At 49.4% G+C, this 24343-nt stretch carries 17 protein-coding genes, 1 tRNA gene and 3 pseudogenes; 16 read left to right on the top strand and 5 right to left on the bottom strand.

The features are described from left to right. Positions 1–7: 7 nt before the first annotated feature. Entirely contained in the window at positions 8–730 is a 723-nt protein-coding gene (locus M2403_RS00100) for a molecular chaperone (protein WP_217152634.1), read from the top strand. Between the two features lie 13 nt (positions 731–743). Continuing rightward, positions 744–1883 carry a fimbrial protein gene (locus tag M2403_RS00095; RefSeq protein ID WP_259228008.1) on the top strand — a complete coding sequence of 380 codons (1140 nt, stop codon included), beginning with the start codon at positions 744–746 and terminating at the stop codon, positions 1881–1883. 870 nt (positions 1884–2753) lie between these two features. Here the strand turns inward: M2403_RS00095 and M2403_RS00090 are convergent. After that, positions 2754–7559, bottom strand: a complete 4806-nt coding sequence (locus M2403_RS00090) for a hypothetical protein (RefSeq protein WP_259228007.1) — start codon at positions 7557–7559, stop codon at positions 2754–2756. A 440-nt stretch (positions 7560–7999) separates the two neighbouring features. On the opposite strand from M2403_RS00090, the gene M2403_RS00085 reads away from it, so the two are divergent. Further along, positions 8000–9514, top strand: coding sequence for a M48 family metalloprotease (locus M2403_RS00085; protein ID WP_259228004.1), 1515 nt, complete (start codon positions 8000–8002; stop codon positions 9512–9514). 29 nt (positions 9515–9543) lie between these two features. Then, positions 9544–10428 carry a LysR family transcriptional regulator gene (locus M2403_RS00080; protein ID WP_259228643.1) on the top strand — a complete coding sequence of 295 codons (885 nt, stop codon included), beginning with the start codon at positions 9544–9546 and terminating at the stop codon, positions 10426–10428. Between the two features lie 87 nt (positions 10429–10515). On the opposite strand, the gene M2403_RS00075 is transcribed toward M2403_RS00080, so the two are convergent. Then, positions 10516–11445 (bottom strand): LysR family transcriptional regulator, encoded by a 930-nt coding sequence (locus tag M2403_RS00075; RefSeq protein ID WP_152326002.1) that lies wholly within the window; start codon positions 11443–11445, stop codon positions 10516–10518. Positions 11446–11993: 548 nt separating this feature from the next. On the opposite strand from M2403_RS00075, the gene M2403_RS00070 reads away from it, so the two are divergent. After that, positions 11994–12176: a hypothetical protein gene (locus M2403_RS00070; protein WP_193333142.1), complete on the top strand. Its 183-nt coding sequence runs from the start codon at positions 11994–11996 to the stop codon at positions 12174–12176. 394 nt (positions 12177–12570) lie between these two features. On the opposite strand, the gene M2403_RS00065 is transcribed toward M2403_RS00070, so the two are convergent. Beyond that, positions 12571–12646, bottom strand: a tRNA-Asn gene (locus M2403_RS00065). 262 nt (positions 12647–12908) lie between these two features. On the opposite strand from M2403_RS00065, the gene M2403_RS00060 reads away from it, so the two are divergent. The 6 genes and pseudogenes from M2403_RS00060 (at position 12909) to M2403_RS00040 (ending at position 17610) form a co-directional block, all read left to right on the top strand. Beyond that, complete coding sequence (locus tag M2403_RS00060) at positions 12909–13934, top strand: LLM class flavin-dependent oxidoreductase (protein ID WP_259227997.1); 1026 nt, start codon at positions 12909–12911, stop codon at positions 13932–13934. Positions 13935–14132: 198 nt separating this feature from the next. Then, a complete protein-coding gene (locus M2403_RS00055; protein ID WP_259227995.1) occupies positions 14133–15344 on the top strand; it encodes a multidrug effflux MFS transporter in 1212 nt (403 codons plus the stop codon). A 79-nt stretch (positions 15345–15423) separates the two neighbouring features. Then, positions 15424–15540 (top strand): annotated as a pseudogene (locus tag M2403_RS24895) (winged helix-turn-helix domain-containing protein); the annotation flags it as partial. A gap of 36 nt (positions 15541–15576) precedes the next feature. After that, positions 15577–16107: pseudogene (locus M2403_RS00050) on the top strand (carboxymuconolactone decarboxylase family protein); the annotation flags it as partial. Next, positions 16077–16514, top strand: a pseudogene (locus tag M2403_RS00045) (flavodoxin); the annotation flags it as partial. The pseudogenes M2403_RS00050 and M2403_RS00045, both read left to right, overlap by 31 nt. Positions 16515–16758: 244 nt before the next feature. Further along, entirely contained in the window at positions 16759–17610 is an 852-nt protein-coding gene (locus tag M2403_RS00040; protein WP_259227993.1) for an aldo/keto reductase, read from the top strand. Between the two features lie 52 nt (positions 17611–17662). Here the strand turns inward: M2403_RS00040 and M2403_RS00035 are convergent, their stop codons facing one another. Beyond that, positions 17663–18556, bottom strand: a complete 894-nt coding sequence (locus tag M2403_RS00035) for a LysR family transcriptional regulator (RefSeq protein ID WP_259228642.1) — start codon at positions 18554–18556, stop codon at positions 17663–17665. Between the two features lie 105 nt (positions 18557–18661). Between M2403_RS00035 and M2403_RS00030 the strand changes: the two genes are divergently transcribed. The 3 genes from M2403_RS00030 to M2403_RS00020 all read left to right on the top strand — a co-directional run bounded on the left by M2403_RS00030 (position 18662) and on the right by M2403_RS00020 (position 21197). Continuing rightward, positions 18662–19558, top strand: a complete 897-nt coding sequence (locus M2403_RS00030; protein ID WP_259227991.1) for a LysR family transcriptional regulator — start codon at positions 18662–18664, stop codon at positions 19556–19558. A gap of 158 nt (positions 19559–19716) precedes the next feature. Next, on the top strand, positions 19717–20559 hold the full coding sequence (locus tag M2403_RS00025; protein ID WP_259227990.1) for an SDR family oxidoreductase: 843 nt from the start codon (positions 19717–19719) through the stop codon (positions 20557–20559). Positions 20560–20825: 266 nt separating this feature from the next. Beyond that, entirely contained in the window at positions 20826–21197 is a 372-nt protein-coding gene (locus M2403_RS00020) for a VOC family protein (RefSeq protein ID WP_152326011.1), read from the top strand. A gap of 138 nt (positions 21198–21335) precedes the next feature. On the opposite strand, the gene M2403_RS00015 is transcribed toward M2403_RS00020, so the two are convergent. Further along, complete coding sequence (locus tag M2403_RS00015) at positions 21336–22145, bottom strand: helix-turn-helix transcriptional regulator (RefSeq protein ID WP_259227983.1); 810 nt, start codon at positions 22143–22145, stop codon at positions 21336–21338. 104 nt (positions 22146–22249) lie between these two features. Between M2403_RS00015 and M2403_RS00010 the strand changes: the two genes are divergently transcribed. Both M2403_RS00010 and M2403_RS00005 read left to right on the top strand, forming a co-directional pair. Next, positions 22250–23089: an SDR family NAD(P)-dependent oxidoreductase gene (locus M2403_RS00010; protein ID WP_259227981.1), complete on the top strand. Its 840-nt coding sequence runs from the start codon at positions 22250–22252 to the stop codon at positions 23087–23089. A 33-nt stretch (positions 23090–23122) separates the two neighbouring features. Beyond that, positions 23123–23842: an SDR family oxidoreductase gene (locus M2403_RS00005; RefSeq protein WP_259227979.1), complete on the top strand. Its 720-nt coding sequence runs from the start codon at positions 23123–23125 to the stop codon at positions 23840–23842. Positions 23843–24343: the final 501 nt, after the last annotated feature.

Here is a 24343-nt window from a genome sequence, read left to right as displayed (position 1 = left end):
GATAAAGATGAAATTCACTAAAATTGCCGTTCCCGTATTCATGAGTTTATTACTTCTGGCAAACGCGGCCTCCGCCGCTGTCCGTCCCGCGCTGACCCGTGTGGTCGCGCTGGAAAGTGATAAAGAAACCTCTATTAAACTCATCAACGATGATAAGTCACAGGATTATCTGGTTCAGTCCTGGATTGAAGATTTAAAAGGTAACGATAAAAACCTGCCGCTGATCCTCACGCCTCCTTTATTCAAAATCGGTGCCGGAAGGGAAGGGAAGTTACGCATGGTTATCGTGCCGGGCAAAATCCCTCAGGATCGGGAATCGGTTTACTGGCTGTGGATCCAGGAAGTGCCGCCGGTCAGTAAAGCGCAGGGCAACCAGTTACAGGTGGCCGTACGCACCCGTCTGAAAGTGTTTATCCGCCCGACGACGCTGGCAGAGAAACCGGCTGACACGCTGAACAAATTGCAATGGCAGGTCAGCCGTGAAGGCGGTAAAACCTGGCTGATTGCGAAAAACCCGACGCAGTATTACGCCAGTTTCTCTGAGCTTTCGGTCACCGCAGGCGGCAAAGCGCAGCCGGTCGCCGGTAAGAACAGCATGGTGCCTGCTAAAGGGGAAATGCGTTATGCGCTGCCTGCCGGTGTGAGTGGTAAATCCGGCTCGCTGAACTATTCAGTCATCAACGATTTCGGTGGCGAATCCCCAGTGTTACATCAGTCCCTGAATTTCTGACGGACAGCCGCACATGAAAATATGGCCTGCGTTGTTACTGACTCTTCTGGCTCCCGTTTGCAGCCAGGCGGGGGTTTTACACTGCGATATCGATTCCGGCGGTGCAGCGCCATTCTCGCCTTACACGCGTGAAAATCCGGTGGCTGTCGATCAGAACACGCCGGATTACACAGTGGTACTTGCGCTCGATTACGCCCAGTTTTTGCCAAATATGCGCCTGACCTGTACGTCGGATGGCAATGAGTTTGAAGCCCCGGCCAACTTTGACGGCACCATCAGCCTGAGTCTCAGCGCGGTCAATGACAGCGCGCTGGACTGGGCGGGTGAAGCGCAAACCACCAATAACGGCATAAAGATGAAGATGTACATCAAAGCCGTGCAGATCAGTGAAGAAACGCCGCCTGCCAGCTATCCCGCGGCGCAAATGGCCAGCGGAAAACGTCTCGGCGTGGAATATCCGATTATTAATGGTAAAGACGACACCACGCTGGTGCAGTTCGGCGCGCAGTACAATGCGGGAAAAACGCTCTACAAGTACGATAAACAATACAATTTCGCCATCGAATCGATGCGTGCAGAACTGATTAAATTCGGCTGGATGGAATATCAGTCTCAGGCCGTCATTCCTCCCGGCGCGCATTTAACCTTTACCATCGACGGGCTGGGCGGTATCGCCACCGTTGATGTGCCGTTAGGTACAGGTGTGTACATGGCCGCGCCGTCATGTTCGCTGGATAATAAACATCAGACCGTGGATCTGGGCAATATCAGCAAAACAGGCAGCGGCACCTTTCCTCAGAAAGGGCCGCTGGTCCGCTTCGGCATGGATTTTACCTGTAGCAGCTACACCAATAATGTGGAGTTTACGTTTGACGAACCCTACACCGTGATTAAAGGACGCGACACATTGTCCACCACCAGCGTTCAGAACGGTGAAAAATTGCAGGGTCTGGAAGTCGGACTTTTTGACAGCGAAGGGAATACGGTGAGAATGGGCGTGAAACAAAATCTTGGTGTCGGACAAAAAGGCAAGAACACCGCTAATTTCCAGGCGGCGATAATCCAGACGGCGGCAAAAGTCACCGATGCCAGTAATAACGATTTTACGGGGAATTTCACCGCGAAAGCCGATGTGACGATCACCTATTACTGAGCATTATTGACGAGCACAATTTCATACAGTGAAATTTTATTGCAGGTTCAGGGGTTCATGATTTGTTCAGCCGTCGGTGGTTAAGAACAGATCATGAGCCCCGCAATTTTTTAAGCCCCCCGTCATTCCCCCTGTTGACCGTTCCGGTCTCAACTTCATCGCTTACTCTTTCTGCTGTCAAAACAGAACCCCTGTCCATCGGGACGGAGCAGGGGGTAATTCTGTAACTCATGCGTAACTCGTAATATCCAAACTACTCAGGGCAATGAAAACTTTATTGCCAGTCATCACGTCGCCATAAATACCTGAAGAGTGGTGCACTCCGGCCATGATGACACCACCGTAGTTGAAACAAGGTAAAGTCAGGGAATTATCATGGATTGCTCACAGGCCGGGAAATTAGCTACTACCGGTATAACGCGGGCAAACTACGCAGGTGCCCCTGCATCTCTGGAAAGAGACATCTCAGCAACTGTTCCCCTCGTTACACTGTACGGCAGGCTCTCCGCCATTTCAGTGCTATACCCACCACACCCTTTGAGACACCCCGGTTAAGCTTAACGTGAGGCGTACCGGCTTTCGCATCCACGTCTGATGCGCATGATCTGCGGGTGCTGTCAGCCGATAACAAAGAATCAGCACGCATCAGGGAAGAGTATATTTCACTCAGCTGCGGATTTAATCCGGGAACAGCGGTAGCGGTGATGCGACAGCAATTCACTGACTCAGATGTGTTGTCTGACTGAGTTGCAGAATGATTACCGGGGAGGGCGTTTTACTGAGGACTAAAAAGAAGTGACAGTGACATTTACGCATAAAAAAACCCTGCTGGTGCAATCAGCAGGGTTTGTTCATTTAACGAACTGACGCTTAGAACTTAACTTTCAGATTCAGGTTCAGGCCTTTATCAGACGCACCGTCTTCTTTCCAGTTATACGCATCCATCCCCAGAGAGGTGTTACCCTGGCTGTAGCTGACGCCTACCTGAGACAGGCTGTTTACGCCGCCGCCTTTCTGACCGTCATCCACGTTAAAGTGCTGACCCGCAGCCCCCTGCAGGGACGCAGAACGCGCACTTTTGCTGTAGGAGAGGTTAGGGCCGCCTTCCACGCTGGCGGTTGCCGCCCAGCCGTTCTTACCGGCGTAGGTCAGTTCCATTCCGGCGATGGCGTCAACGGCGGTTTCGCTGCCTGCATCCATTTTCAGGTTGTAGTCGCTTGCCCCGGTTTCACTCACGCCGCCATCGCGGGTATGACGCACTTTCGCACCGATGGACGGTTTGAATTTCAGCGTCTCGCTCAGGTCATAACCCTTGCTGAACTGGCTCTTCATTTCCATGTATTGCTGTGAATTGTTGGCGTTCGCCACTTCATTCACGCTGCCGTACTGGATTGAGCGGCTGCTGTTGAGCTGATGGTTGTCATAACGCAGGGCGTTGTCCCAGCTCAGGTTGTTACCCAGATCCATTTCGTGCTCAAGACCGAAGAACTGGCTGTAGCCGCCGGTCAGGCCGTTGTCACCTGCGGATTTCACGTCGCCGTTACCGTCCAGACGCGCAATACCGTACTGCAATTTCAGGGTCTGGTTGTCTGTCAGGCTCAGTTTCTGGCTAAGTGCCATCATGTCGTACTGGGTGTTGTTACCCAGTTCAGAACGTTTGTCGCCTTTTGCCACCACGTTAAAGCCCAGGCCGTTCGAATTCACCACGGCATTGTCTGCCAGCATGGTGAAACGGTTACTCAGCACTTTCGCTTCGTTAAACGCGGTCGTCGCTTTGCTGCCGGAAATCTGCTTCATGGCGTTGGTCACGTCTTTCGCCGTTTTCAGGTTCAGGCTCTGGAACAGGGCATTATTGGTGTAACCCGCTTCCAGTGCGCCCGCGACGCTGTTCACGCTGGAATCGGTGACCACATCGGTATAGGCTTTTTTGGTCATGGTCACGTCAACGTTACCGCTGGCGTCCGTTTTCCCTTCGGCCTTCCACACCACAGAATCAGCCTGAATACTTTCCGCACCGGCGATGTCAGAACCCACAACAACATCGTTGAGGGTAGCGGTTTTGGCATCTGTTCCTTCGGTGAACCCGGTATCGACGGTCACTTCAGAAACATCCAGGTTATTGCCGTAGAATTTACCCGATGAACCGTCGGCGTTGGTGCCCACCCTGTAGCCCTGAACACGCACTGGCGAACCGGCCACCTGTGACTGTGGTGTGCTGCCCATATGCACATCACCATTACCAATGGCGCTGCCCATATAATTCACCGTGCCTTTGTTAACAATCACGTTGCCTGAGCCGCCGTTATAGAATGCGCGGCCAATATCGGTGTTGATATTAATGATACCGGTGGTGTCGTTTATGGCTGTACCGCCTTTATAAGCGCCCATGGCGACAAGTTGTGTTGCCCCTGAATCTCTTCCGTCGCTGACGGTGGTAGCATCTGCTGTCAGGGTGATAGTGCCCTGATTGGTGACGGTACCGCCTTTAAGTGCCAGCATACCAAACCCCGAGTTATTGACGGTAATATTGCCGGTGTTAATTGCCTGTGCACTATTGTTTGGTTGGGTTGAAGTCGAACCTGCAACCATTGCGGCACCGCGCAGGTAAAACAGGTCAGGTGTATAGGCTGTTTTATTTGTCACATTTCCGCTGCCATCAGTAACGGGGATAAAACCATCCAGGTTAATTGTGCCTGCATTTGCCACACTGCCCCCCAGATTGGAAGCCATGCCGAATACTCCCGCACCTTGTAGATCAATAGTCCCCGTGGCACTATTTGTTATCTCCGAAGGATCTAAAGCCAACATTGCATAGGTGGTACTACTATATGATCCTATAGGCATCAGTTTGGACAAACCGCTGGACACCGGCTGGACAGTTTGTATAACTTTTATCAAACCATTATTTATTGCTGTTGTACCTGCATTATCGGTTGAAACAAGTGCGGATTGATTGTGATTAGTAAATTCAGCCTGAAGAGTACCATTGTTTTCGAATGAAGCTCCGTCAGTGAGATTTACGGCAAATCCGCTAAAATTCCCGTCAAATGAAAGTGTTCCGTTATTAATTATTTTACTCCCATTTCCTGCTGCATTTAAGACTCCCTCTCCTGCAACACCATCAGTTGGCGTACCTGAATTCAGAGCTGCTGTATATTTTAGTTCCGCGCCTTCCTCAACGTTTAATAGGGCGCCACCCTCTACTTTAGCTAACATAACGTTATCAACTCGGGCACTGGTGTTTTTAATAACAGACGTTCCAGCCAGATCAACCGTGTTATTACCCGAAACATCTAAGCCAATCAGATGCACGCCTTCAGCATATAAAGGAGCACTGCCGGTATCCAGTGTCAGATTGATACCGCCATCCAGTTTTACATGGTCATTCTGGCCGGTGACTTCCACACCCACCCACACAGCGGATTTATCATCCAGACCATATTTAGCACCATCGCTTTTAATGGCTCCGGTTGCATTAGCATTGATGGCACCTTTAATGGTGATGTCATTATTTTCCCCTGTGACCTTGACACCTTCCATATAGCCGCTGGCGATTTTGGTAATATCGGATGCACTGACAGCATCGCTGGTTAAATTCACATTGCCATCAATCTGAACGCTGGCGTTATTACCGTTAACGTTAACGCCGGTTCCCAGTTGCAGAACACCGGCATCATCTTTAACAGAGTTAACATTAATGTTTCCGCCTAAAGTCACATTGGCTTTATCACCCGCAATCATCGCCCCGGTAGCGTTTTTAGTGACATTAATATCACCGGTGTTGTTAAAGGTGGTGTGCTCATCTGCGCCGTCGTTGACCGCGGTAATATTAATCCCGATGGAATTCAAATCCTGAACGAAGAATCTCGCCGTGGTATTAACCGTGGAATTATCACCCGCGATTTCAATGCCGTGTGCAGCGTTTTTAACATAAATGTCACCGCCAATGTTAGCGGTAGCGTTATCACCCGTGATAATTGCCAGGGCCGAGCCAGCGCCGTCCACAGTAGCGGTGGCGTCTTCAATCGTGATGCTGGCATCGTCGCCATTAATCACCACGCCCTTGCCGCCGCCGGAGACATCAATGATTGCTGGGTTGGTGCTGTCGCCTTTGATCGTGACGTCCGCGCCGTTACCGTCGATTTTGATGCCGGTGGCGTTATCGGTCACCGTTGTCGACCCCTGATCACTGACCTTAGCGTTATCACCGGTGATCACAGTACCCGCAGAACCCGTACCGCCGGCAGTGGTCTCGCCGGTGTTAACGACGTTCGCGCCGTTGCCGTCGATTTTGGTGCCGGTGCCGCCTGCGGTCACATCGGTTTTACCGCTGTTGTTGACGGTGGCGTCATCACCTTTGATTTGAGTGCCAGTGGAACCTTCGCCGGAGACAGTGGCTTCGCCTTTGTTGTCTACCCGGGCATTTTTACCGTCAATATTGGTACCGGTGCCGCCTTCGGTGACGTCGGTTTTGCCGGAGTTATCTACGACGGCGCCGTCGCCGGTGATCACAGTACCCGCTGAGCCGGAACCGCTGGCAGTGGTCTCGCCGGTGTTAACGACGTCTGCGCCGTTGCCGTTGATTTTTGTGCCGGTGGCGCTTTCGGTCACATCGGTTTTACCGCTGTTGTTGATAACGGCATCGTCGCCTTTGATTTTAGTGCCGGTGGAGCCTTCGCCGGAGACAGTGGTTTCGCCTTTGTTATCAACCTGGCCATAATTACCGTCAATGTTGATGCCGGTGCCGCCGCTGGTAATGGTGCTTTCACCGCCGTTAATGACTTTGTCGTTATTCCCGGTGATATCGATACCGGTGGATTTCTCGCCGCTGGCCGTGGTGCCGCCGGTGTTATCGACAACAGAGCCGTTCCCGTTTATGTAGGTGCCTTTGCCGCCGTCTGTCGCGCCGGAGCCGCCGTTGATAACGGTAGAAGTATTGTTACCATCAACAATCGTCCCTGCGGTAAATGCGCCGGATGCACTGGAACCGTTGTCAATTTTGTTGCTGGTGCCGTCACCTTCGATGAGATTGGTATGGTCGTCGGCATGAACAAATTTAGCTTCCGAATCGTAGATCCAGTAGAAACCCTCGGCATCGTCACCTCTGAGGATCAGATCGTTTCTGTCGTCCACCAGCCACTTGTCACTTTCGATATACAGCACGGAGTTGTCCGGCGCGGTCAGAACATAACGGCCACCCTCCGGAACATAGCTGTACGTGACGTCGTTGAACGTAATGGTTTTCGCCGTTTTATCCAGGACTGCGTTATTTCGATAGGTAACGGTTCCCGTTGTAGGTTCTGGATCGGGAATCGGGTCCGGATCCGGAATCGGGTCCGGAATTGGATCAGGAATTGGGTCAGGAATTGGGTCGGGAATCGGATCCGAATGATGGTCGTCGCCACCGCCACCACCGCCGCCGCTGGCAAGGGCCAGAATGCCAGCGACCGCGACAGCAGAACCTCCGGCTATCCAGCCCCATGCCAATTTATCATCATCATCCGAAAGACATTTTTTTGGCAGTTTTGCCTTTTGTTCTTTCGTTAAAACAGTGCCTTTAGCCGGGCATGTTTTTTCATCGACTTTTAATTTACTTTCTACTTCAGGTGCGGCAAAGGCGTTATTGCCTAGCGCCAGGGCAATACATAATGAAAGAATTTTCTTTTGCATATTCATGATAATTTCCATTTCTGCGGAGAAGTCATCGTCTTAAACAGCCTGTTATGAAAGACGGCATTGCCCTGCCCAAAAAGAGGGGAGTCAGGTTTTGTCATTGGCATACCGATGTTAATAAGCGTCATGAATAACATGTCCGGTAAGCTTGGCTTTCATTTAGAACGATATATGAAACAGGGTTTATATCCCGAAAAACAGAGTATCACGATAAACAAATTAGGAATCGGCTTAATTAACAAGCAAACCGAATTGATTATTTAAGCAGATCTTAATTCACAATTGCTTAATAAGTCATTTAGTAAAACTAAAAGGTATCACCGCAATTAATGCGTTATTATTACTTTACTATTGACTCAGAAAATAATATTTATATCCCGCTTATTCGGTCAGACGGGCTTTTCTTATACTCCTTTGGTCGTAAATAGTCATCTCAGGAAAAAATGAAAACTAAAGTATTCAAACCAGGGGCGTACGCGACAATACTGTGTGCCTTATGTACCGGCGGTGCCTTCGCGTCAACCTCTACGGTCAGCAGTTTCCATTATCAGGATGATCCTGCTTCTCATTTTGCAGGGCAACCTGTTTTGGAAACACTTCCGGAAATGGGAACGTCCGCTGGCAGCACGCTCAGTGTGGCTCAGGAAATTAAGATGGGAGACTATTATGTCCGGCAGATGCGGGCAGCGACACCGATTATTGACGATCCCCTGCTGGTGGAATATCTCAATCATCTGGGGCAAAATTTAGTGAGTCAGGCTAAATCTGTCAGGACGCCGTTTCATTTCTATCTGGTAAATAATAATGAGCTTAACGCTTACGCCTTTTTTGGCGGAAATGTGGTTTTGCATACCGGATTATTTGCCACGACAGAGGATGAATCACAGCTGGCCTCCGTCATGGCACACGAAATATCACACGTCACGCAACGTCATCTGGCACGGGCAATGGAGGATCAGCAAAAGAATTCTCCTCTGACATGGGGCGGTGCGTTTGGTGCAATTTTACTGGCGACTGCCAGTCCGCAGGCCGGAATGGCAGCCCTGACTTCCACCCTTGCAGGTTCACAACAGGGGATGATCAGTTTTACTCAGGCCAACGAACAGGAAGCGGACCGGATAGGCATTCAGGTACTTCAGCGCGCCGGTTTTAATCCCCAGGCAATGCCATTGTTTCTACAAAAACTGGCCGATAAATCCTCTTTCGCAAGTAAACCTCCTGAAATGTTGCTGACGCATCCGCTCCCTGAAAGTCGTTTGTCCGATATGCGTAACCGGGCGAATCAGATGCCCGCAGTGGTACGTGCATCTTCATTAGATTTTATGCTGGCAAAAGTCAGAGTGCTGACGATGTATAGCGAAGATCAGACAGTCGCTGACGAGTATATAAACACCCTAAATGCAGGGCAGGCAGACGAGGTGTTAGCCGCACTTTACGGTTCTGCTATCCAGAGTTATCAGGCAAAAAAATACGACCAGGCCGATGTGGCCATTCGAAAACTGTTGAGTGCTTCACCCGGCAACGCCTGGTTTCTGGATATTGCCACTGATAATGATATTGCCCGTAAAAAAGCCGGGCAGGCTGCACAACGTCTGGAAAAGGCGAATGCGGCAACTAAAAATAATCCGGTGCTGATCTTAAATCTGGCAAATGCCGAAATCGAATCCGGCATGTATGCGAAAGCAGATCCCCTTTTAGCGGCTTATACCTTTGCGCATCCTTCAGAACCTAACGGATGGGAGATGTTAAGAAAGGTCTCTGCTCTTGAAGGATACAGAAGTAAAGAGCTTGCCGCCTGGGCGGAGAGCAGGGCGCTTAAAGGAGATTTAGAACAGGCCATTGAGCTTCTGACTCAGGCCAGCGGAATCTTACCGAAGGGAAGCCTTGAACAGCAAAAATATCTGGCGAGGATTGACCAGTTCAGGGATCTGCAACGAGCATTTAAAAACTACAAATAGACATTATTTGATTACGGAAGGTCAATGTGATGCATCTCAAATTAAGCAAAGCAGATATTGCCAGGATCCTTATTTTTAACACGGTGATGGAAACGAAAAGCATGACCCAGACGGCTCATGCCTTAAACATTTCACATTCCAGCGTTTATATGGCAATCAAAAAGCTGCGGGTATTATATAACGACGAACTGTTTGTTCATGATAAAAAGGGGTTTTTACCGACAGAGTTTGCTAAGCGCCTGCATACCGAAATGCTCGGACTTCACAATTCCCAGCCGAAGGTGCAGGCTAGTGCGGATAGCTCCCACCGTACTCATTTTATTTTTTCATGTGCCCCCCATCTTGCGGCGACCGTTATCCCTTTGACCTACCAGGTGATGCAGGAAACCCTGTCATTCTCGCTGGAGCATAAGCCTCTCCCTGATACGCCTGAGGCCAGAATCGAATTATTATTGAATAATAAGGCGGATGTCATTTTTGATTATGCGTCTGTTCAGCACGACGATATTTACTTTAAAAGATTGTTCACAGAAGATTATGCCATTGTCTGCCGGAAAGAACATCCGCGATTTTCAGACGCCATTTCCCTGAAAGAGTTTTATCAGGAAAAACAAGCAGCCGTCGGATGCTTATCCAGATTTGATAATTTAATCCAGGAAAGCAATACAGATAACGTATTTTTCTCAAGCCATTATTATCTCGTACTGCTGTCAATGGTAGAAGTGAGTGATATCATTTGCGTCATTCCTGTTAACATCTATTTGAAATTACATGCTTCTTTTAATATTAAGTCACTGAGTTACAGATTCAAAGTCAATACCAAAAAAACCTACCTGTATATAAACTATTTGAAAGACCCCACACGCATTAAAGATAAAGACGTATTGCTCAAGAAAATTGAAAAAATGCATTAACCCTCAAGATATGAATTTTGATGACTGAGCAGTGGACGAGAATAGCCCTGTGACATACTCAGGCTATTCTTTCCACTTTGGTGGATTTTAGATTTCTTTATGCTTATTGAGTATGGCTAAAAGTTCCAGAAAGTGTGGGCTTTTTAAGGAAGCCTTATTGTAAGTGATATACATCGTGACGGGTTCCGGGCAAAAATCACAGTCCAGAATTTTAATATTAAAGCTTGATGCAAATTTTTCAGCAAACCAGACCGGCACGAAACTGACGACGTCAGAGTTTTCAACGATCGCCGCATTCACAATGATAGAACTGCTGCTAAAGAAGAAGTTACGCTGCCCCAAAAAGTCCATGATACCCGTCTGGGTGCGTTTTACATTTTCGGAACCTGCATTTAATAAGGTTGATGATTCAATCGCCATCTCATCAAACGTCAACGTTGACCCTAATCTTGGATGATCCTTCCTGCAAATAGGAACGGTATGCTCAATAAGATAAGGTTCCACAACGGTCGAAAAGTTATAATAAGGCCTGGTATCAAAAACGATATCTGCTTTTCTGTAGGTCAGGGCATCTTCTATCGTATCTAACAACCCATCCGTACTTATATGGCTGATTTCACAGTTAAGTTTTTCATTGAGGATCTCAGATGTCAGCTTGGGCAAAATGCGCATAGCTGCATAGGGAGTGGAATGAATGACAAATTTATTTTTCGCTGCTGTGTCTTTGAAATAGTCCAGACTACTGAGCAACTGTCCGAATCCGGAACTTAACTGGTTGTGTAAATTTTCTGCGACCGTCGTTGCCACAAGGCCTGAACCTTCGCGCAGAAAAAGAGGATCAGAGAAGAAACTGCGAAGTTTTGTCAGCGACTGGCTGACAGCGGAAGGACTGATGCAAAGCAATTTCGCCGCCTTTGAAACACTTTTATAGGCATAGATGGCTTCAAAGTATAAGAGAAGATTTAAATCAAAACCCCTGGCTCTGGTGATGTTTTCAATAAAAGATTTCTCTGTCATCTGTCATTTCTCTAATGAGTGAGGCAAAAGTTTGACATTTCTCCGGGGACATTCTTAATAATAGCATAAAGATGTAAAAAAGATATGCACGCACTGTATTTACCCTCCGTAATAAGAAAAAACAAAATGAAGATAAATGAGTGATCACTCTGCTTTTCGTGGAAATACTACTACCTCCCTCTGATTTAATGCATCAGTCCTACTTTTCGGGGTTGAAAACTACACGGGAAGAGGTAACTGCATATGCATTTCATTATTAATTAGATTCTGTTATTTATTAACGTTACGTGAATACAATAAGTTTTATGCCTGTGGCTTATCCGGATGTTTTTATATTCAAACTGGTATTGAATTTTCTAATAAAAATCTTAACCCGCTTCTATACTGGTCAGGACGATGGTATGTAGTTAATTTTTTTTCATAGGTGTTTTTTATCTTGCGTTGTCGAATGTCTTTTTGCGGATATAGAATGCGCTCACTGAAATCAGGGGCATTATTCATATGAAATATGTTCATTGCTTATGGTTTCTGAATGTAAGGAGGGAGAAATGATTAACAAGGAGAGGCTTTTTGGTTTTAGCATAGGAAATAACATCATTGTTGATATCCAGAGGAACATTGTTTTTGGAATAATTCACGGAAAAAATCCAGGCAATTACTTTAAGAACAACAATGATGCGCTTGCTGATTTATATGCTGGAGACGTCGGGTCACCGAATCGTATCGAATAACGAAATCATGATTCAGGTTTGGGAAAATCACCAGTTAAGCGCATCCAGTCAGCGCTTCTGGCAGGTCATGCGTGAATTAAAAAAAGCTCTCGCTTCCGGGATTACCCGAGGAGTTTATTATGCGCATTGAATCGAAGGGGTATTTTCTTAAGTGTATAGACCATGACAGTCAGAGACTTAGAAGTTTTTTCGGATGGTTTTTAATTGCGGATTTTTGAGTCTTTTAGGGACATTTGGGGGGCACTAAGTCATCGAACCCGCATGACCCCAAATCTGACCACTACATTCTCCCGATGCGGAGGGGGAAATGAAAATGCATCGGGAAGACTTTTCACGCTAACTCATTGAATCGGAAGCACATAAGGATTCGTAAAGCGGCATGAAAACAAGAATTTGGCTCCTCTGACTGGACTCGAACCAGTGACATACGGATTAACAGTCCGCCGTTCTACCGACTGAACTACAGAGGAATCGTGTGAACGGGGCGCATAATAACGGGTGATGATGTCGTTGGCAAAGGATTTTTTACATCTGCGTTTTTATGGCGACTATTTGTTCAGGTTATTAAAAAACAAGCAAAAAAGTCTGCTCTCCTTCAAATTTATTGAATCCTTATGTTAAACAAATGATATTTATTCTCATCCTGGATCGCGTAGAGTGAATCTATTATTGCGGCCTGGCGGAAAGGGCCTCTTTGCGGATTATCTCCCTGAATATGAGGATGAATACTCGATGAAAAATATTGGATTTTTATCATTTGGTCACTGGACGCCATCGCCACAATCCGGCACCCGTTCGGCGGCTGACGCTTTGCTGCAATCTCTCGATCTGGCGGTCGCCGCTGAAGAACTGGGTGCGGATGGCGCGTATTTTCGCGTGCATCACTTTGCGCGTCAGCTGAGTTCGCCGTTCCCGCTGCTGGCCGCGATTGGCGCGAAGACCAGCAAGATTGAAATCGGCACCGGTGTGATCGATATGCGTTATGAAAATCCGCTGTATATGGCCGAAGACGCCAGCGCGGCAGATCTGATTTCCGGCGGGCGTTTGCAGCTTGGGATCAGCCGGGGTTCACCGGAGCAGGTGATTGATGGCTGGCGTTACTTTGGTTATCAGCCTGAAGAAGGTGAAACCGAGGCGGATATGGCGCGTCGCACGACGGAAAAGTTCCTGGACGTGCTGCGTGGTGAAGGTTTCGCGAAACCAAATCCGCAGCCGATGTTCCCGAATCCGCCGGGTTTACTGCGGCCTGAACCTTATTCTGAAGGTCTGCGCGACCGCATCTGGTGGGGCGCGGGTTCGAATGCAACCGCAGTCTGGGCGGCGAAGCTGGGCATGAACCTGCAAAGCTCGACGCTGAAAGATGATGAAACCGGCGAGCCGTTCCACATTCAGCAGGCGGCGCAAATCCGGGCGTACCGCGCAGCGTGGGCCGAAGCGGGGCATACACGCGCGCCACGCGTTTCTGTCAGCCGCAGTATTTTTGCGCTGATGGATGACCGCGACCGCATGTATTTTGGCGGAGGCGGCAACGACGGTGACAAAGTCGGTTATCTTGATGAGAAAACCCGCGCCATTTTCGGGCGCAGCTACGCGGCGACGCCGGACAGGCTGATTGATCAGCTCAAACAGGATGAAGCGATTGCCGAAGCGGACACGTTATTGCTGACCGTGCCGAATCAGCTGGGCGTGGATTACAATGTGCATGTTATTGAATCAATCCTGAAACACGTAGCACCGGCCATGGGCTGGCGCGACTGAACTGCCTGAAATCAACCGTTAAGCCGTAGAAATACTCTGCCCGCCGGGTTTTCCTGAGCGGGCATTTTTGCGTCTGGCGGGGCGGTAACAGCCCGCATTCATGAATACAGCTCATAATCTCTATCCGATCCCCTGCCATTATCTCGCGCCATGAACCCGCTAGTATAAAGTCCTCTCCTTATTTCCCGATGGAACACCATGACTGATTCTCAGGCACGATCGCAGATCGCTACCGGAAAAACGACCGGCCTCACGTTTGTACTTATTCTCAGCGCATTAATGGCTTTCACGTCTTTATCGACCGACATTTATTTACCCGCCATGCCGCTGATGGCGAAGGATTTACAGGGCGACGCGGAACTGACCATCACCGGATTTTTAATCGGTTTTTGTATTGCACAGCTGATCTGGGGGCCGGTAAGCGATCATTTTGGGCGTCGTCTGCCGCTGTTTATCGGCATGGTGTTGTTCGTCATCGGTTCTGCCGGTTGTGCGTTATCCACGGATATCGGACAGATTGTTTTCTGGCGTGTCTTTCAGGCGCTGGGCGCATGCACCGGCCCGATGCTGGCGCGGGCGATGATCCGTGACCTGTTCAGCCGCACCCGCGCGGCGCAAATGCTTTCGACGCTGATGATTATCATGGCGATCGCCCCGATTGCCGGGCCGCTGCTGGGCGGGCAGATGATCAAAGTGACTTCCTGGCATTCTATTTTCTGGCTGCTGGCGGTGTTCGGCACACTCATGCTGATTTCCCTCTTCTGGTTGCCGGAAACCTTACCGGAAGAAAAGCGCGTGAAAGCGTCGCTGAGGAGCGCTTTCCGCAATTACTACATATTGCTGAGCAACACGCAGTACATGCGTTTTACGTTATGCCTGACGTTCTATTACATCGCGGCGTATGCGTTTATCACCGGCTCACCTTTCGTTTACATCACCTACTTCGGCGTCGAGCCGCAGCATTACGGCTGGCTTTTTGCCATCAATATCGTCGGGCTGATGGCAGTGAGCATGGTCAACCGGCGTCTGGTGCATCGTTATCCGCTGGAGACGTTGCTCAGGTTCGCCGTGTGTATTGCGATGCTGGCCGCACTGATGCTGGCGCTGGCCACCGGCGCGGGGATCGGCGGGATCGGCCTGATTGCGGAGGCGGTATTTGTTTTCTTTGCGATGAACGGCGTTATTGCCGCGACCTCAACAGCCGCCGCGCTGGACGCCGTGCCGAACGTTGCCGGTTCTGCCTCTGCGCTGATGGGGTCGTTGCAGTACGGCAGCGGGATTATCTCTTCATTGTTGCTGGCGCTGCTCAGTGACGGGACGCCGTGGACGATGGGCTGGATTATCGCGGTATTTACCGTAGCCAGCGCCGTGATGGCACTGACTACGCGAGGGACTAAAACGGCGGGTTAGATATTTTTATCAAAGAAGGTATCGAGTTTGGTCATTGCCTGATCGACATAACGCGGCACCCAGTACGTCCCGATGTGCGTCGCGCCTTCAGGGTGAGATCCTCTCCAAAATGATGATTGCCTAACAGGGGTGGGATAGGAATTTCAACAGCGACGCGAACGTGGTTGAAGTCGCGATTAAACGCCTGCGCGCAAAGAATCACTTTTTCTGTCACCGCTCAGGTTCCGGCCAGATGTCATTTGCCGCGCCGCCCGTCACAACAGGAGCCTCAACAATGAACCCGCAATCCAGCGTTTCCGAAACATTGTCTGCACGTCAGCAGGCCATTCCTTTAATCGCCGCGTTTATGGCAGGCAGCCAGATGGAAAAACTCAGCGTCGCGCTGAATCAGGGGCTGGATGCCGGACTGACCGTTAACGAAACCAAAGAAATCCTTGTACAGCTTTACGCGTACACCGGTTTTCCGCGCAGCCTTAACGCATTAACCGAACTCATGAAAGTGGTCGAAGCCCGCAAACAGCGCGGCATTCACGACGCTGAAGGCCAGGAACCGGTAAGCCCGATCCCGGTCGGGGAAGAACTCCGCCGTACGGGAACCGCCAATCAGACCAAAATCTCCGGTGCGCCAGTGCAGGGCCCGTTGTTTGATTTTGCGCCGGTGATTAATCAGTTCCTGCAAACGCATTTATTCGGCGACATTTTTGCACGCGACAATCTGGACTGGCAGAGCCGCGAACTGGCAACGGTCGGGGCGTTAGCCGCCGCAGCCTGAAAACCGATCTGTTTGAAATCGAACCCGCGAAATCTTATCCGGAAGATTATTTCCAGACCGTCGCGCAGGCCAAAAGCGAACACGACCGGGGAACGCTGCCCGCCTTAAAAAATACCGTTCCCGACATGGCGGGTTATCAGACGGTGTATCTGGGCTTTCCCGTCTGGGGCACCAGCGTGCCGCCGGTGGTGCAGACTTTCCTGAGCACCCACGATCTCGCCGGTAAGTTACTCATCCCGTTTATTACCCACGGCGGCTACGGAAAGGGCGACAGTGAAGACGTCCTCGCGCGACTGGCGGCGGACGCAAAACGCGAAAAACCGCTGGTCATTGAAGGCAGTCAGGAAAGAAGAACCACAGAAACCGTCACCAGCTGGCTGGAAACTGTGCGCAGCTGATAACGCAGATAAGGAGGCGTTAACCGTGAAGACATTTTTAAAAACACGGGTATTGGGTATGGCGGCGGCCCCGGCTGGTATACCGCCATGAAAAACAACAAGGTGAAAGCCATTGTGGCCTTCGAGTCGGGCGCGGGCGGGAATTAATGAATTTGGCTAATGAACCCTATCGTATTAGGGCCTCTAATCCGATTAATCGCTCTGCGTTATGCTTATCTCAGGCACAACACTCAAGGATAACGTCATGCAAACAGTGAATCTGAACAACGGTATTGAAATGCCCCTGCTGGGCTTTGGTGTCTTCCAGATGACGGACGCCGCAGAATGTGAGCGTGCCGTTATCGATGCGATTGAAACCGGATACCGCCTGATTGATACCGCCGCGTCTTACCAGAATGAAACGCAGGTGGGCAACGCGCTCAAACAAAGCGGCATTGCGCGCGACGAGCTTTTCGTCACCACCAAACTGTGGTTACAGGGCGCAAGCTATGAAGGCGCAAAAGCGCAGTTCGAGCGGTCGCTGAACCGGCTGCAACTGGATTACATCGATTTATATCTGATTCATCAGCCGTATGGTGACGTTCACGGCGCGTGGCGCGCGATGGAAGAATTACATCAGGCGGGGAAAATCCGCGCGATTGGCGTGAGTAACTTCCAGCCGGATCGTCTGGCAGACCTGATGGCCTTTAATAACGTCGTTCCTGCGGTCAACCAGATTGAAGTGAACCCGTTCAACCAGCAGCTGCACGCGGTGCCGTGGATGCAGAGCCGCGGGATCCAGCCTGAAGCCTGGGCACCGTTTGCGGAAGGCAAAAATGGCCTGTTCCAGAATCCGGTATTAGCGGCGATTGGCGCAAAATATGGCAAAAGCGTGGGGCAGGTGGTTCTGCGTTGGGTATTCCAGCGCGGCATTGTTTCGCTGGCAAAATCAGTGCGCAAAGAGCGTATTGTAGAAAACATCAATGTGCTCGATTTTGAACTGAGTCAGGACGAAATGATTAAAATCAGCGCGATGGACACGGCGACCAGCGCTTTCTTCTCACACCGTGACCCGGCAATGGTTGAATGGCTGACGGCGCGAAAACTGGATGTCTGATATCACCGGTTTATAAAAAATCCGCGACACTCAAAAGGCGTCGCGGATTTATCTATTCTGAATAACGCAGCGCATCGATCAGCAGCGCGAAAGCAGGTGGATGCTGTTTCCGGCTCGGGTAATAAAGATAATAACCGGGGAAAAACGGGCACCATTCTTCCAGAATCTGCACCAGCTCGCCCGATTTTACGAGATCGGTAATCATATCTTCCGGCACGCAGGCAATACCAAAACCGGACTGCAAGGCATCGATTCTTTCGGACAGCAAGTTGAACGTCAGCTGCCCTTCAACCCGAACGCGCAGCGGTTTTCTGTCCTTCTCAAACTCCCAGTGATACACGCCACCGGCGGTCGGTAAACGCATATTAATGCACTGATGATTCTGCAAATCATGCGGCGTCTGCGGAATGGGATGCTCCGCGAAATAGGCCGGGGAGCCGACCACCGCCATACGGATGTCCGGGCCGATTTTTACCGCAATCATATCCTTATCGACGCTTTCGCCCAGACGAATGCCCGCGTCATAACGCCCCTCGACGATATTCACAAACCCGTTATCGACGACCAGCTCGATACTGATTTCAGGATACTGTTTCAGAAACGGCTTCAACTTCGGCCACACCAATTTGCGCGCCGAGTGTTCTCCCGCCGAAAGACGGATATTCCCCGAGGTCTTGCCGTTCAGATGCAGCAGCGTTTCCAGCTCCTGCTCAAGATCTGCCAGACGTGGCTCGAGGCAGGCGATAATGCGATCACCTGCTTCCGTTGGCGTCACGCTGCGGGTGGTGCGCGTCAGAAGACGGATATTCAGACGCTCTTCCAGCGCTTTTATCGCGTGGCTGATGGCCGATTGCGAAACATCAAGCTTACTCGCCGCCTTGGTAAAACTTCTTTCTCGCGCCACGACAAGAAACATCTGCAATTCATTAAAGTTTTCTTTCAGCACGGCCATTACCTTTTTCAATACGATCAGCTGCATACCATTAGGCCTGACTAACAATTAAATCATAAAATGGTATAGTCAGCTTCGTTTAACACGAGAGATTCATCAATGCGACGGAAGAATATCAGTGATATTCAGGCTTTTATTGCGGTTGCGCGCGAGAAAAGTTTCACTAAGGCAGCCGCCCAAATGGGCATCTCCCAATCTGCGCTGAGTTATACAATTAGAACTCTCGAAGCTCAACTGGGTCTGCGTCTGCTCACGCGAACGACCCGAAGTGTCTCTGTCACGGAAGCAGGGGAACGTCTGCTCAACCGCATCGGACCTCACTTTGACGAAATAGAAAATGAAATTACGGCACTTGGCGAATTGCGTGAAAAACCCGCTGGCACTATACGGATAACCGCTGTAGAGCATGCTGCAGAAACGCTTCTCTGGCCCAGACTGGCTCCGCTGCTTCTTGAATATCCTGATTTGAATATAGAGATCGTGAGCGAATACGGACTCAAGGATATTGTTGCTGAGCGTTACGACGCTGGCGTCAGGCTGGGTGAGCAGATTGATCAGGACATGATTTCCTTACCACTTGCGTCACATTCACAGTTTGCCGTGGTAGGCGCACCCTCTTACTTTTCCGGTAAAAAACTTCCGGTTACTCCTCGGGATCTCAGTACTCACAGTTGTATCCGGCTAAAGCTCCCCACAGATAGTGGCTTTTACTCCTGGGAGTTTTACAAGGACGGCAGTGAAATCAACGTTCGTATCGAGGGTAGAGGCACCTTCAGCACCATAAGTATGATGCGTCAGGCGGCTGTTGATGGACTGGGCCTTGCTTACCTGCCTGAAGACACAGTAGATACCCTGATTAAGGAAGGCCAGTTGATTCAGGTTCTTGCTGACTGGTGCCCGCGCAGACCGGCTTATCATCTTTATTATCCCAGTCGCCGGCAGCATTCTCTGGCATTTACGTTAGTACTTGAAGCACTGCGCTACCACAAAGGCTGATATCCATCCTCCATGGCACCATTAAGAAAGCTGCCTTCTAAGCTCATGCTAAATTAAGCATATTATCTCTTAATGAAGCCGGAAGTATGATGATGACTCAATTTGAATAAAGTCTCTGACTACCTGTTCCTGATCCCTGATTTTAATGAGATATCCTTATGACAGATAAAAAAGTATGGCTGATCACCGGCGCAGGTCGTGGTTTGGGCCTTAATCTTGCCAGGGCAGCACTGGCTGCCGGACATATTGTTATTGCCACCGGCCGCGACCCGGCCAAGGTGACCCGTGCGCTAGGCCAACACGACTCGCTGCTGATTTTAAAACTCGATATCACCTGTTTCGAGGATGCTGAAATAGCGGTTGCCGTTGCGATACAGACATTCGGGAAAATTGACGTTCTGGTTAATAATGCCGGGAACTTTTTTGCCGGATTTTTTGAGGAACTTAGTCAAACGCAGGTACGCAACCAGATTGATACGCTCCTCTTTGGCCCAATGAACGTCACCCGCGCGGTATTACCGGAAATGAGAAGCCAGAAACAAGGTCTGATTATTACGTTGTCTTCAACGGCCGGGATCGGCGGTATCGCTTTTTGCAGTGCCTATTGTGCCGCTAAATTTGGTGTGGAGGGATGGATGGAATCATTGGCACTGGAGGTGAAAAAATTTGGCATTAACAGCATGCTTGTTGAACCCGGATTTTTCCGTACAGAGTTGTTATCCAATGATTCAACTCAGTATGCCGAACTCTCAATCAATGATTATGCCGACGATACCAGGGCGACAAAAACAGCATGGCAGGGCATGGACGGAAAGCAGGGAGGCGATCCCCAAAAACTGGCCGAAGCACTGATTCAGCTTGCTGAACTTGAACACCCACCGGCGCGTTTTGCGGCCGGAGCTGACGCAGTAGAAACTTTTGAAGCAAAAGCTAAAACTCTTAATGATCAAGCTAATGCCTTACGTGAATTATCTTCTTCACTCTCTTTAGATACTGATTGATTATGGGTTATTGATTGGGAGCCGCTAAAGTGGCTCCTTAAATGGAGATGCATTTTTATTTATTGATAACGTCCGCTCTTCGCTCATAGCCTACTGTGCCTGTCACAATAGAAAATTAACGTGTGAATATTTGTCACTGCACTCAAAGTTTCATTTCCATTTATGACGAGAATATCATACTTTTATCAATCACCTGGCACCGTCCAGTCGCTTAGCTACGGCACCGCCCATCGCTATGCTATTGATTAACAACCACGAGGTTGATCATGCAGCATCCCGTTAAATTTGGTCGTATAGCAGCCGTAATCCCCGTAAAAAACATCAAAATTTCCAGTGAGTTCTACATCAATGGACTGAGTTTCAATGATGTTTTTGCAAATGGAGACCCTGTGGGCTTCATGATATTAAAGCGTGAAGACGCGGAGCTACATTTGACTCTGCAGCCACAGCACAAAGCGCCTTCCTTTCCCGTCGCGCACCTTCTTGTAGATGACGCAAATGCACTTTATACCCAATGTCAGAATATCGGTGCCAAAATTATCAAAGGCATACAAGATAAAGATTACGGCATTCGGGCATTTGTTTTCGCTGATCCCGATGGAAATCGAATAGACGTTGGACAGATTCTGAGGAAGTAATTAAGAGTAGTCTTTGTGCAAATCGGTCGCCAATAAATGGCGACCGAACTGACAGGGAAAGATATGGCATGCTCCCCGCTGATTAACACACGGTAATGCTGTTAATACCTGTGGTGATTCATTACATCCACTTTTCGCTCATAGCTGGCATGGCGTGCAGACTATAAAACGCATTCCGGGACACCCTTCGACAGCAAGACTTAAGTATTCAAAAGCAAGATGTCCCTCATCGGGATGCGTAATACGTTTGATCGTCGAAGGTTGTTGTAAAACGTCATTACGCGGCCACCAGGCCCGAAACTCCGGGCTTTCTTCTTTCAGCAATGAGATAAGTCTCTCAAAGTCAGGATCCCCAACATAATGAGCACAGTCAGATCTGAACATGGCGAGTGAAAGGGGAGCCAGCGTGTCCCAGTCAGCGAGGATTTGGCGGTGCGACTGACTGGTAAACATCATATGCATTAAATTCCGATGGTCCCCCTCCAGCCTGCCAAAATCACCAAACACCCGGACAGCATCATCATTCCAGGCCAGGATATCCCACCGACAACCCAGCACATAGGCAGGTTGACCGACCAATGCCTTAAGCATTCTTGTCAAAGAATCAGGGACATGTTCCTCTGTTTTTGGTTTTTCCTCGGAAGAGGATATTGCTGCAAGAGTAAAAAGATGATGTTTTTCTGCCGGGTCAAGCTGAAGAGCACTTGAGATGGCATCAAGCACTTCAACCGAGGGACGTACATCGCGTCCTTGCTCAAGCCATGTATACCAAGTACTCCCTATATCGGCAAGTTGCGCAACTTCCTCACGGCGGAGCCCCGGGGTGCGCCGCCGAAACCCCGATGGCAGCCCGACTTGCTCGGGCGACAACCTGGCCCGACGGGACTGCAGAAAACTCCCGAACTCCCTGAGCCGTGAGCGGTGTTTGTCAATTTTAGCATCCGACATTTACTTTCCCCGGGTAGTGCTGATACCAGGATAATACCAGTACTGGTTAGCGTCTTTGAGATGATTAAACTCTTCATCAGTTTCTCTCTATCGGAGCAAATACCATGACTGATGAATCTAAAATTATCTTGATTACAGGTTCAACGGACGGCGTTGGCCGGAAGGTGGCTGAACGACTGGCTGTCTCCGGGAATAAAATACTCATACATGGACGTAACCATCAACGCGGTGAGGATGTCGTTCAGTTTATTCGTAATCAGGGCGGTGACGCCACCTTCTTTCACGCAGATTTTTCCTCGCTTGATGGGGTCAGACAGCTTGCGGCTGAAGTCCGTCAGGAGCATTCCAAACTTGATGTACTCATAAACAATGCAGGAATAGGTGTTTCGGGAAACTGGCCGGGACGAACAGAAAGTGTTGACGGATTCGAGCTACGTTTTGCAGTGAATTATCTTGCAAGTTTTCTGCTAACCCGCCTTCTGCTGCCTGCACTTTTCTCTGCTGAAAAAGCACGTATTGTCAATGTGTCCTCCGCTGGTCAGCAAGAAATAGACTTTGAAAACATCATGCTGACTCATCATTACAGCGGGGAACGTGCGTACTGCCAAAGCAAACTCGCCCTGATACTTTTTACTTGTGACCTTGCCCTGGAACTCGGTAACAGCAACATCGTGGTTAATGCTCTGCATCCTGCTACCTATATGAACACCTCTATGGTTAAAAATGACGGCATGCCGGCTCTAAGCAGCGTTGAAGAAGGTGCTGATGCCATTCTTCAGCTTGCCATTTCATCCAGTACCGAAGGACAAACAGGTCTTTATTTTGACCGGTTTTTACCCGGTCATCCGCATCGACAAGCGTTTGACATGGCCGCACGCACGGCATTAAGGGCTACAAGTTTCGTCCTTACCAACCTGCAGGACCCGATGCAACAACAGGGTTAACAAACTGTAATATCCTAAAAAAGGAGTATCAGTATGTCACAGCAACACATCGTAATTATGGGCGGTTCATCCGGGATTGGCCTTGCCACAGCCCGTCAGCTTCTCAGCAAGGGTCACAAGGTCACCATCGCAGGACGCAGTTCTGCTCGGCTGGAAGAAGCAGAAAAATCGCTGACAGGAGAAATTCATACACTGAGACTCGATGCGGCTAACGAGGAAGAACTGCAGGAAGCTTTCAGCTGTATTGGCAGTTTTGACCACCTCGTCCTGGCAATGGGAAGCAGCAAAGGAGCCGGGCCTTTTCCATCCGTTTTACTGGCTGACGTAAGGGCCGGGTTTGAGGAGAAATTTTACGCGCATTTTGCCACAGCCCAGGCCGCAATCCCTTATCTTCGTAAGAATGGAAGTCTGACTTTTGTCAGTGCGGTAACTGCACATGCCGCCATGCCCGGTACAGCGGGGATTGGTGCAGCAAATGCAGCTGTCGCAGCACTTGTGCCTACCCTGGCTTCCGAATTACGGCCACTGAGGGTTAACGGTGTGTCGCCGGGGGTGATTGACACCCCCTGGTGGGATTTTCTTTCAGAAGAAGATAAATCAACTGCGTTTAATGAATATGCAGGATCAACACCAGTAGGCAGGGTGGGCAACTCTGATGATATCGCTGAAGTGATTCGTTTCTTAATTACGAATACGTTTGTTACAGGACAGACAATTATCTGTGATGGAGGCCTGAAACTAGGTCAAGGTTAAGAAGGTGAAATACGTAAGGATATTTCGGATATCACACAGGATGTTTATCATAAATTAATACTGACATCACCTGATATCTGTTGGGCAGGTGATGTCAGTATTCAATTCCCACTATTTTACAACTCTCTGATTGTACTAACATGGTTTTCTCCCTTGTAATGATATCAACTTTAATTCCACACACATATTGAGAGGCGGCATTTAACAGCCATCTGTCTGACTCATTGGCGGCCTGGATATGAATGGGCTGAATGTCCGCTCTTCGCTCTTTGCGGACCTGTGCAAGTTACTTTCTGGGGTATGTTTTACGTTTTATTGCGCTCGAACAGAGGCATTAATAGGAAAAATGGAAAATTAAATTTATGGCTAAGATCCAATACTACCTAACCCGTGGAAGCGATGTCATCTGAATCGCCACGGGTTTAACAGACACCTCGGAGTCATTTAAGATGACTTAAAGAGAGGTGCCCATGAGCGGTAAACGTTATCCCGAAGAGTTTA

The sequence above is a fragment of the Rahnella sp. BIGb0603 genome (assembly GCF_024808755.1).
GTDB classification, from domain to species: Bacteria; Pseudomonadota; Gammaproteobacteria; order Enterobacterales; family Enterobacteriaceae; genus Rahnella; species Rahnella contaminans.
This window is presented reverse-complemented; position numbering and strand designations above follow the sequence as displayed.

Coding starts and splice junctions, on each gene's coding strand:
- M2403_RS00020 (WP_152326011.1), top strand. CDS start 20,826: ATGCAGCATCCCGTTAAATTTGGTCGTATAGCAGCCGTAATCCCCGTA.
- M2403_RS00040 (WP_259227993.1), top strand. CDS start 16,759: ATGCAAACAGTGAATCTGAACAACGGTATTGAAATGCCCCTGCTGGGC.
- M2403_RS00055 (WP_259227995.1), top strand. CDS start 14,133: ATGACTGATTCTCAGGCACGATCGCAGATCGCTACCGGAAAAACGACC.
- M2403_RS00080 (WP_259228643.1), top strand. CDS start 9,544: ATGCATCTCAAATTAAGCAAAGCAGATATTGCCAGGATCCTTATTTTT.
- M2403_RS00030 (WP_259227991.1), top strand. CDS start 18,662: ATGCGACGGAAGAATATCAGTGATATTCAGGCTTTTATTGCGGTTGCG.
- M2403_RS00085 (WP_259228004.1), top strand. CDS start 8,000: ATGAAAACTAAAGTATTCAAACCAGGGGCGTACGCGACAATACTGTGT.
- M2403_RS00075 (WP_152326002.1), bottom strand. CDS start 11,445: ATGACAGAGAAATCTTTTATTGAAAACATCACCAGAGCCAGGGGTTTT.
- M2403_RS00100 (WP_217152634.1), top strand. CDS start 8: ATGAAATTCACTAAAATTGCCGTTCCCGTATTCATGAGTTTATTACTT.
- M2403_RS00005 (WP_259227979.1), top strand. CDS start 23,123: ATGTCACAGCAACACATCGTAATTATGGGCGGTTCATCCGGGATTGGC.
- M2403_RS00095 (WP_259228008.1), top strand. CDS start 744: ATGAAAATATGGCCTGCGTTGTTACTGACTCTTCTGGCTCCCGTTTGC.
- M2403_RS00090 (WP_259228007.1), bottom strand. CDS start 7,559: ATGAATATGCAAAAGAAAATTCTTTCATTATGTATTGCCCTGGCGCTA.
- M2403_RS00060 (WP_259227997.1), top strand. CDS start 12,909: ATGAAAAATATTGGATTTTTATCATTTGGTCACTGGACGCCATCGCCA.
- M2403_RS00070 (WP_193333142.1), top strand. CDS start 11,994: ATGATTAACAAGGAGAGGCTTTTTGGTTTTAGCATAGGAAATAACATC.
- M2403_RS00025 (WP_259227990.1), top strand. CDS start 19,717: ATGACAGATAAAAAAGTATGGCTGATCACCGGCGCAGGTCGTGGTTTG.
- M2403_RS00010 (WP_259227981.1), top strand. CDS start 22,250: ATGACTGATGAATCTAAAATTATCTTGATTACAGGTTCAACGGACGGC.
- M2403_RS00015 (WP_259227983.1), bottom strand. CDS start 22,145: ATGTCGGATGCTAAAATTGACAAACACCGCTCACGGCTCAGGGAGTTC.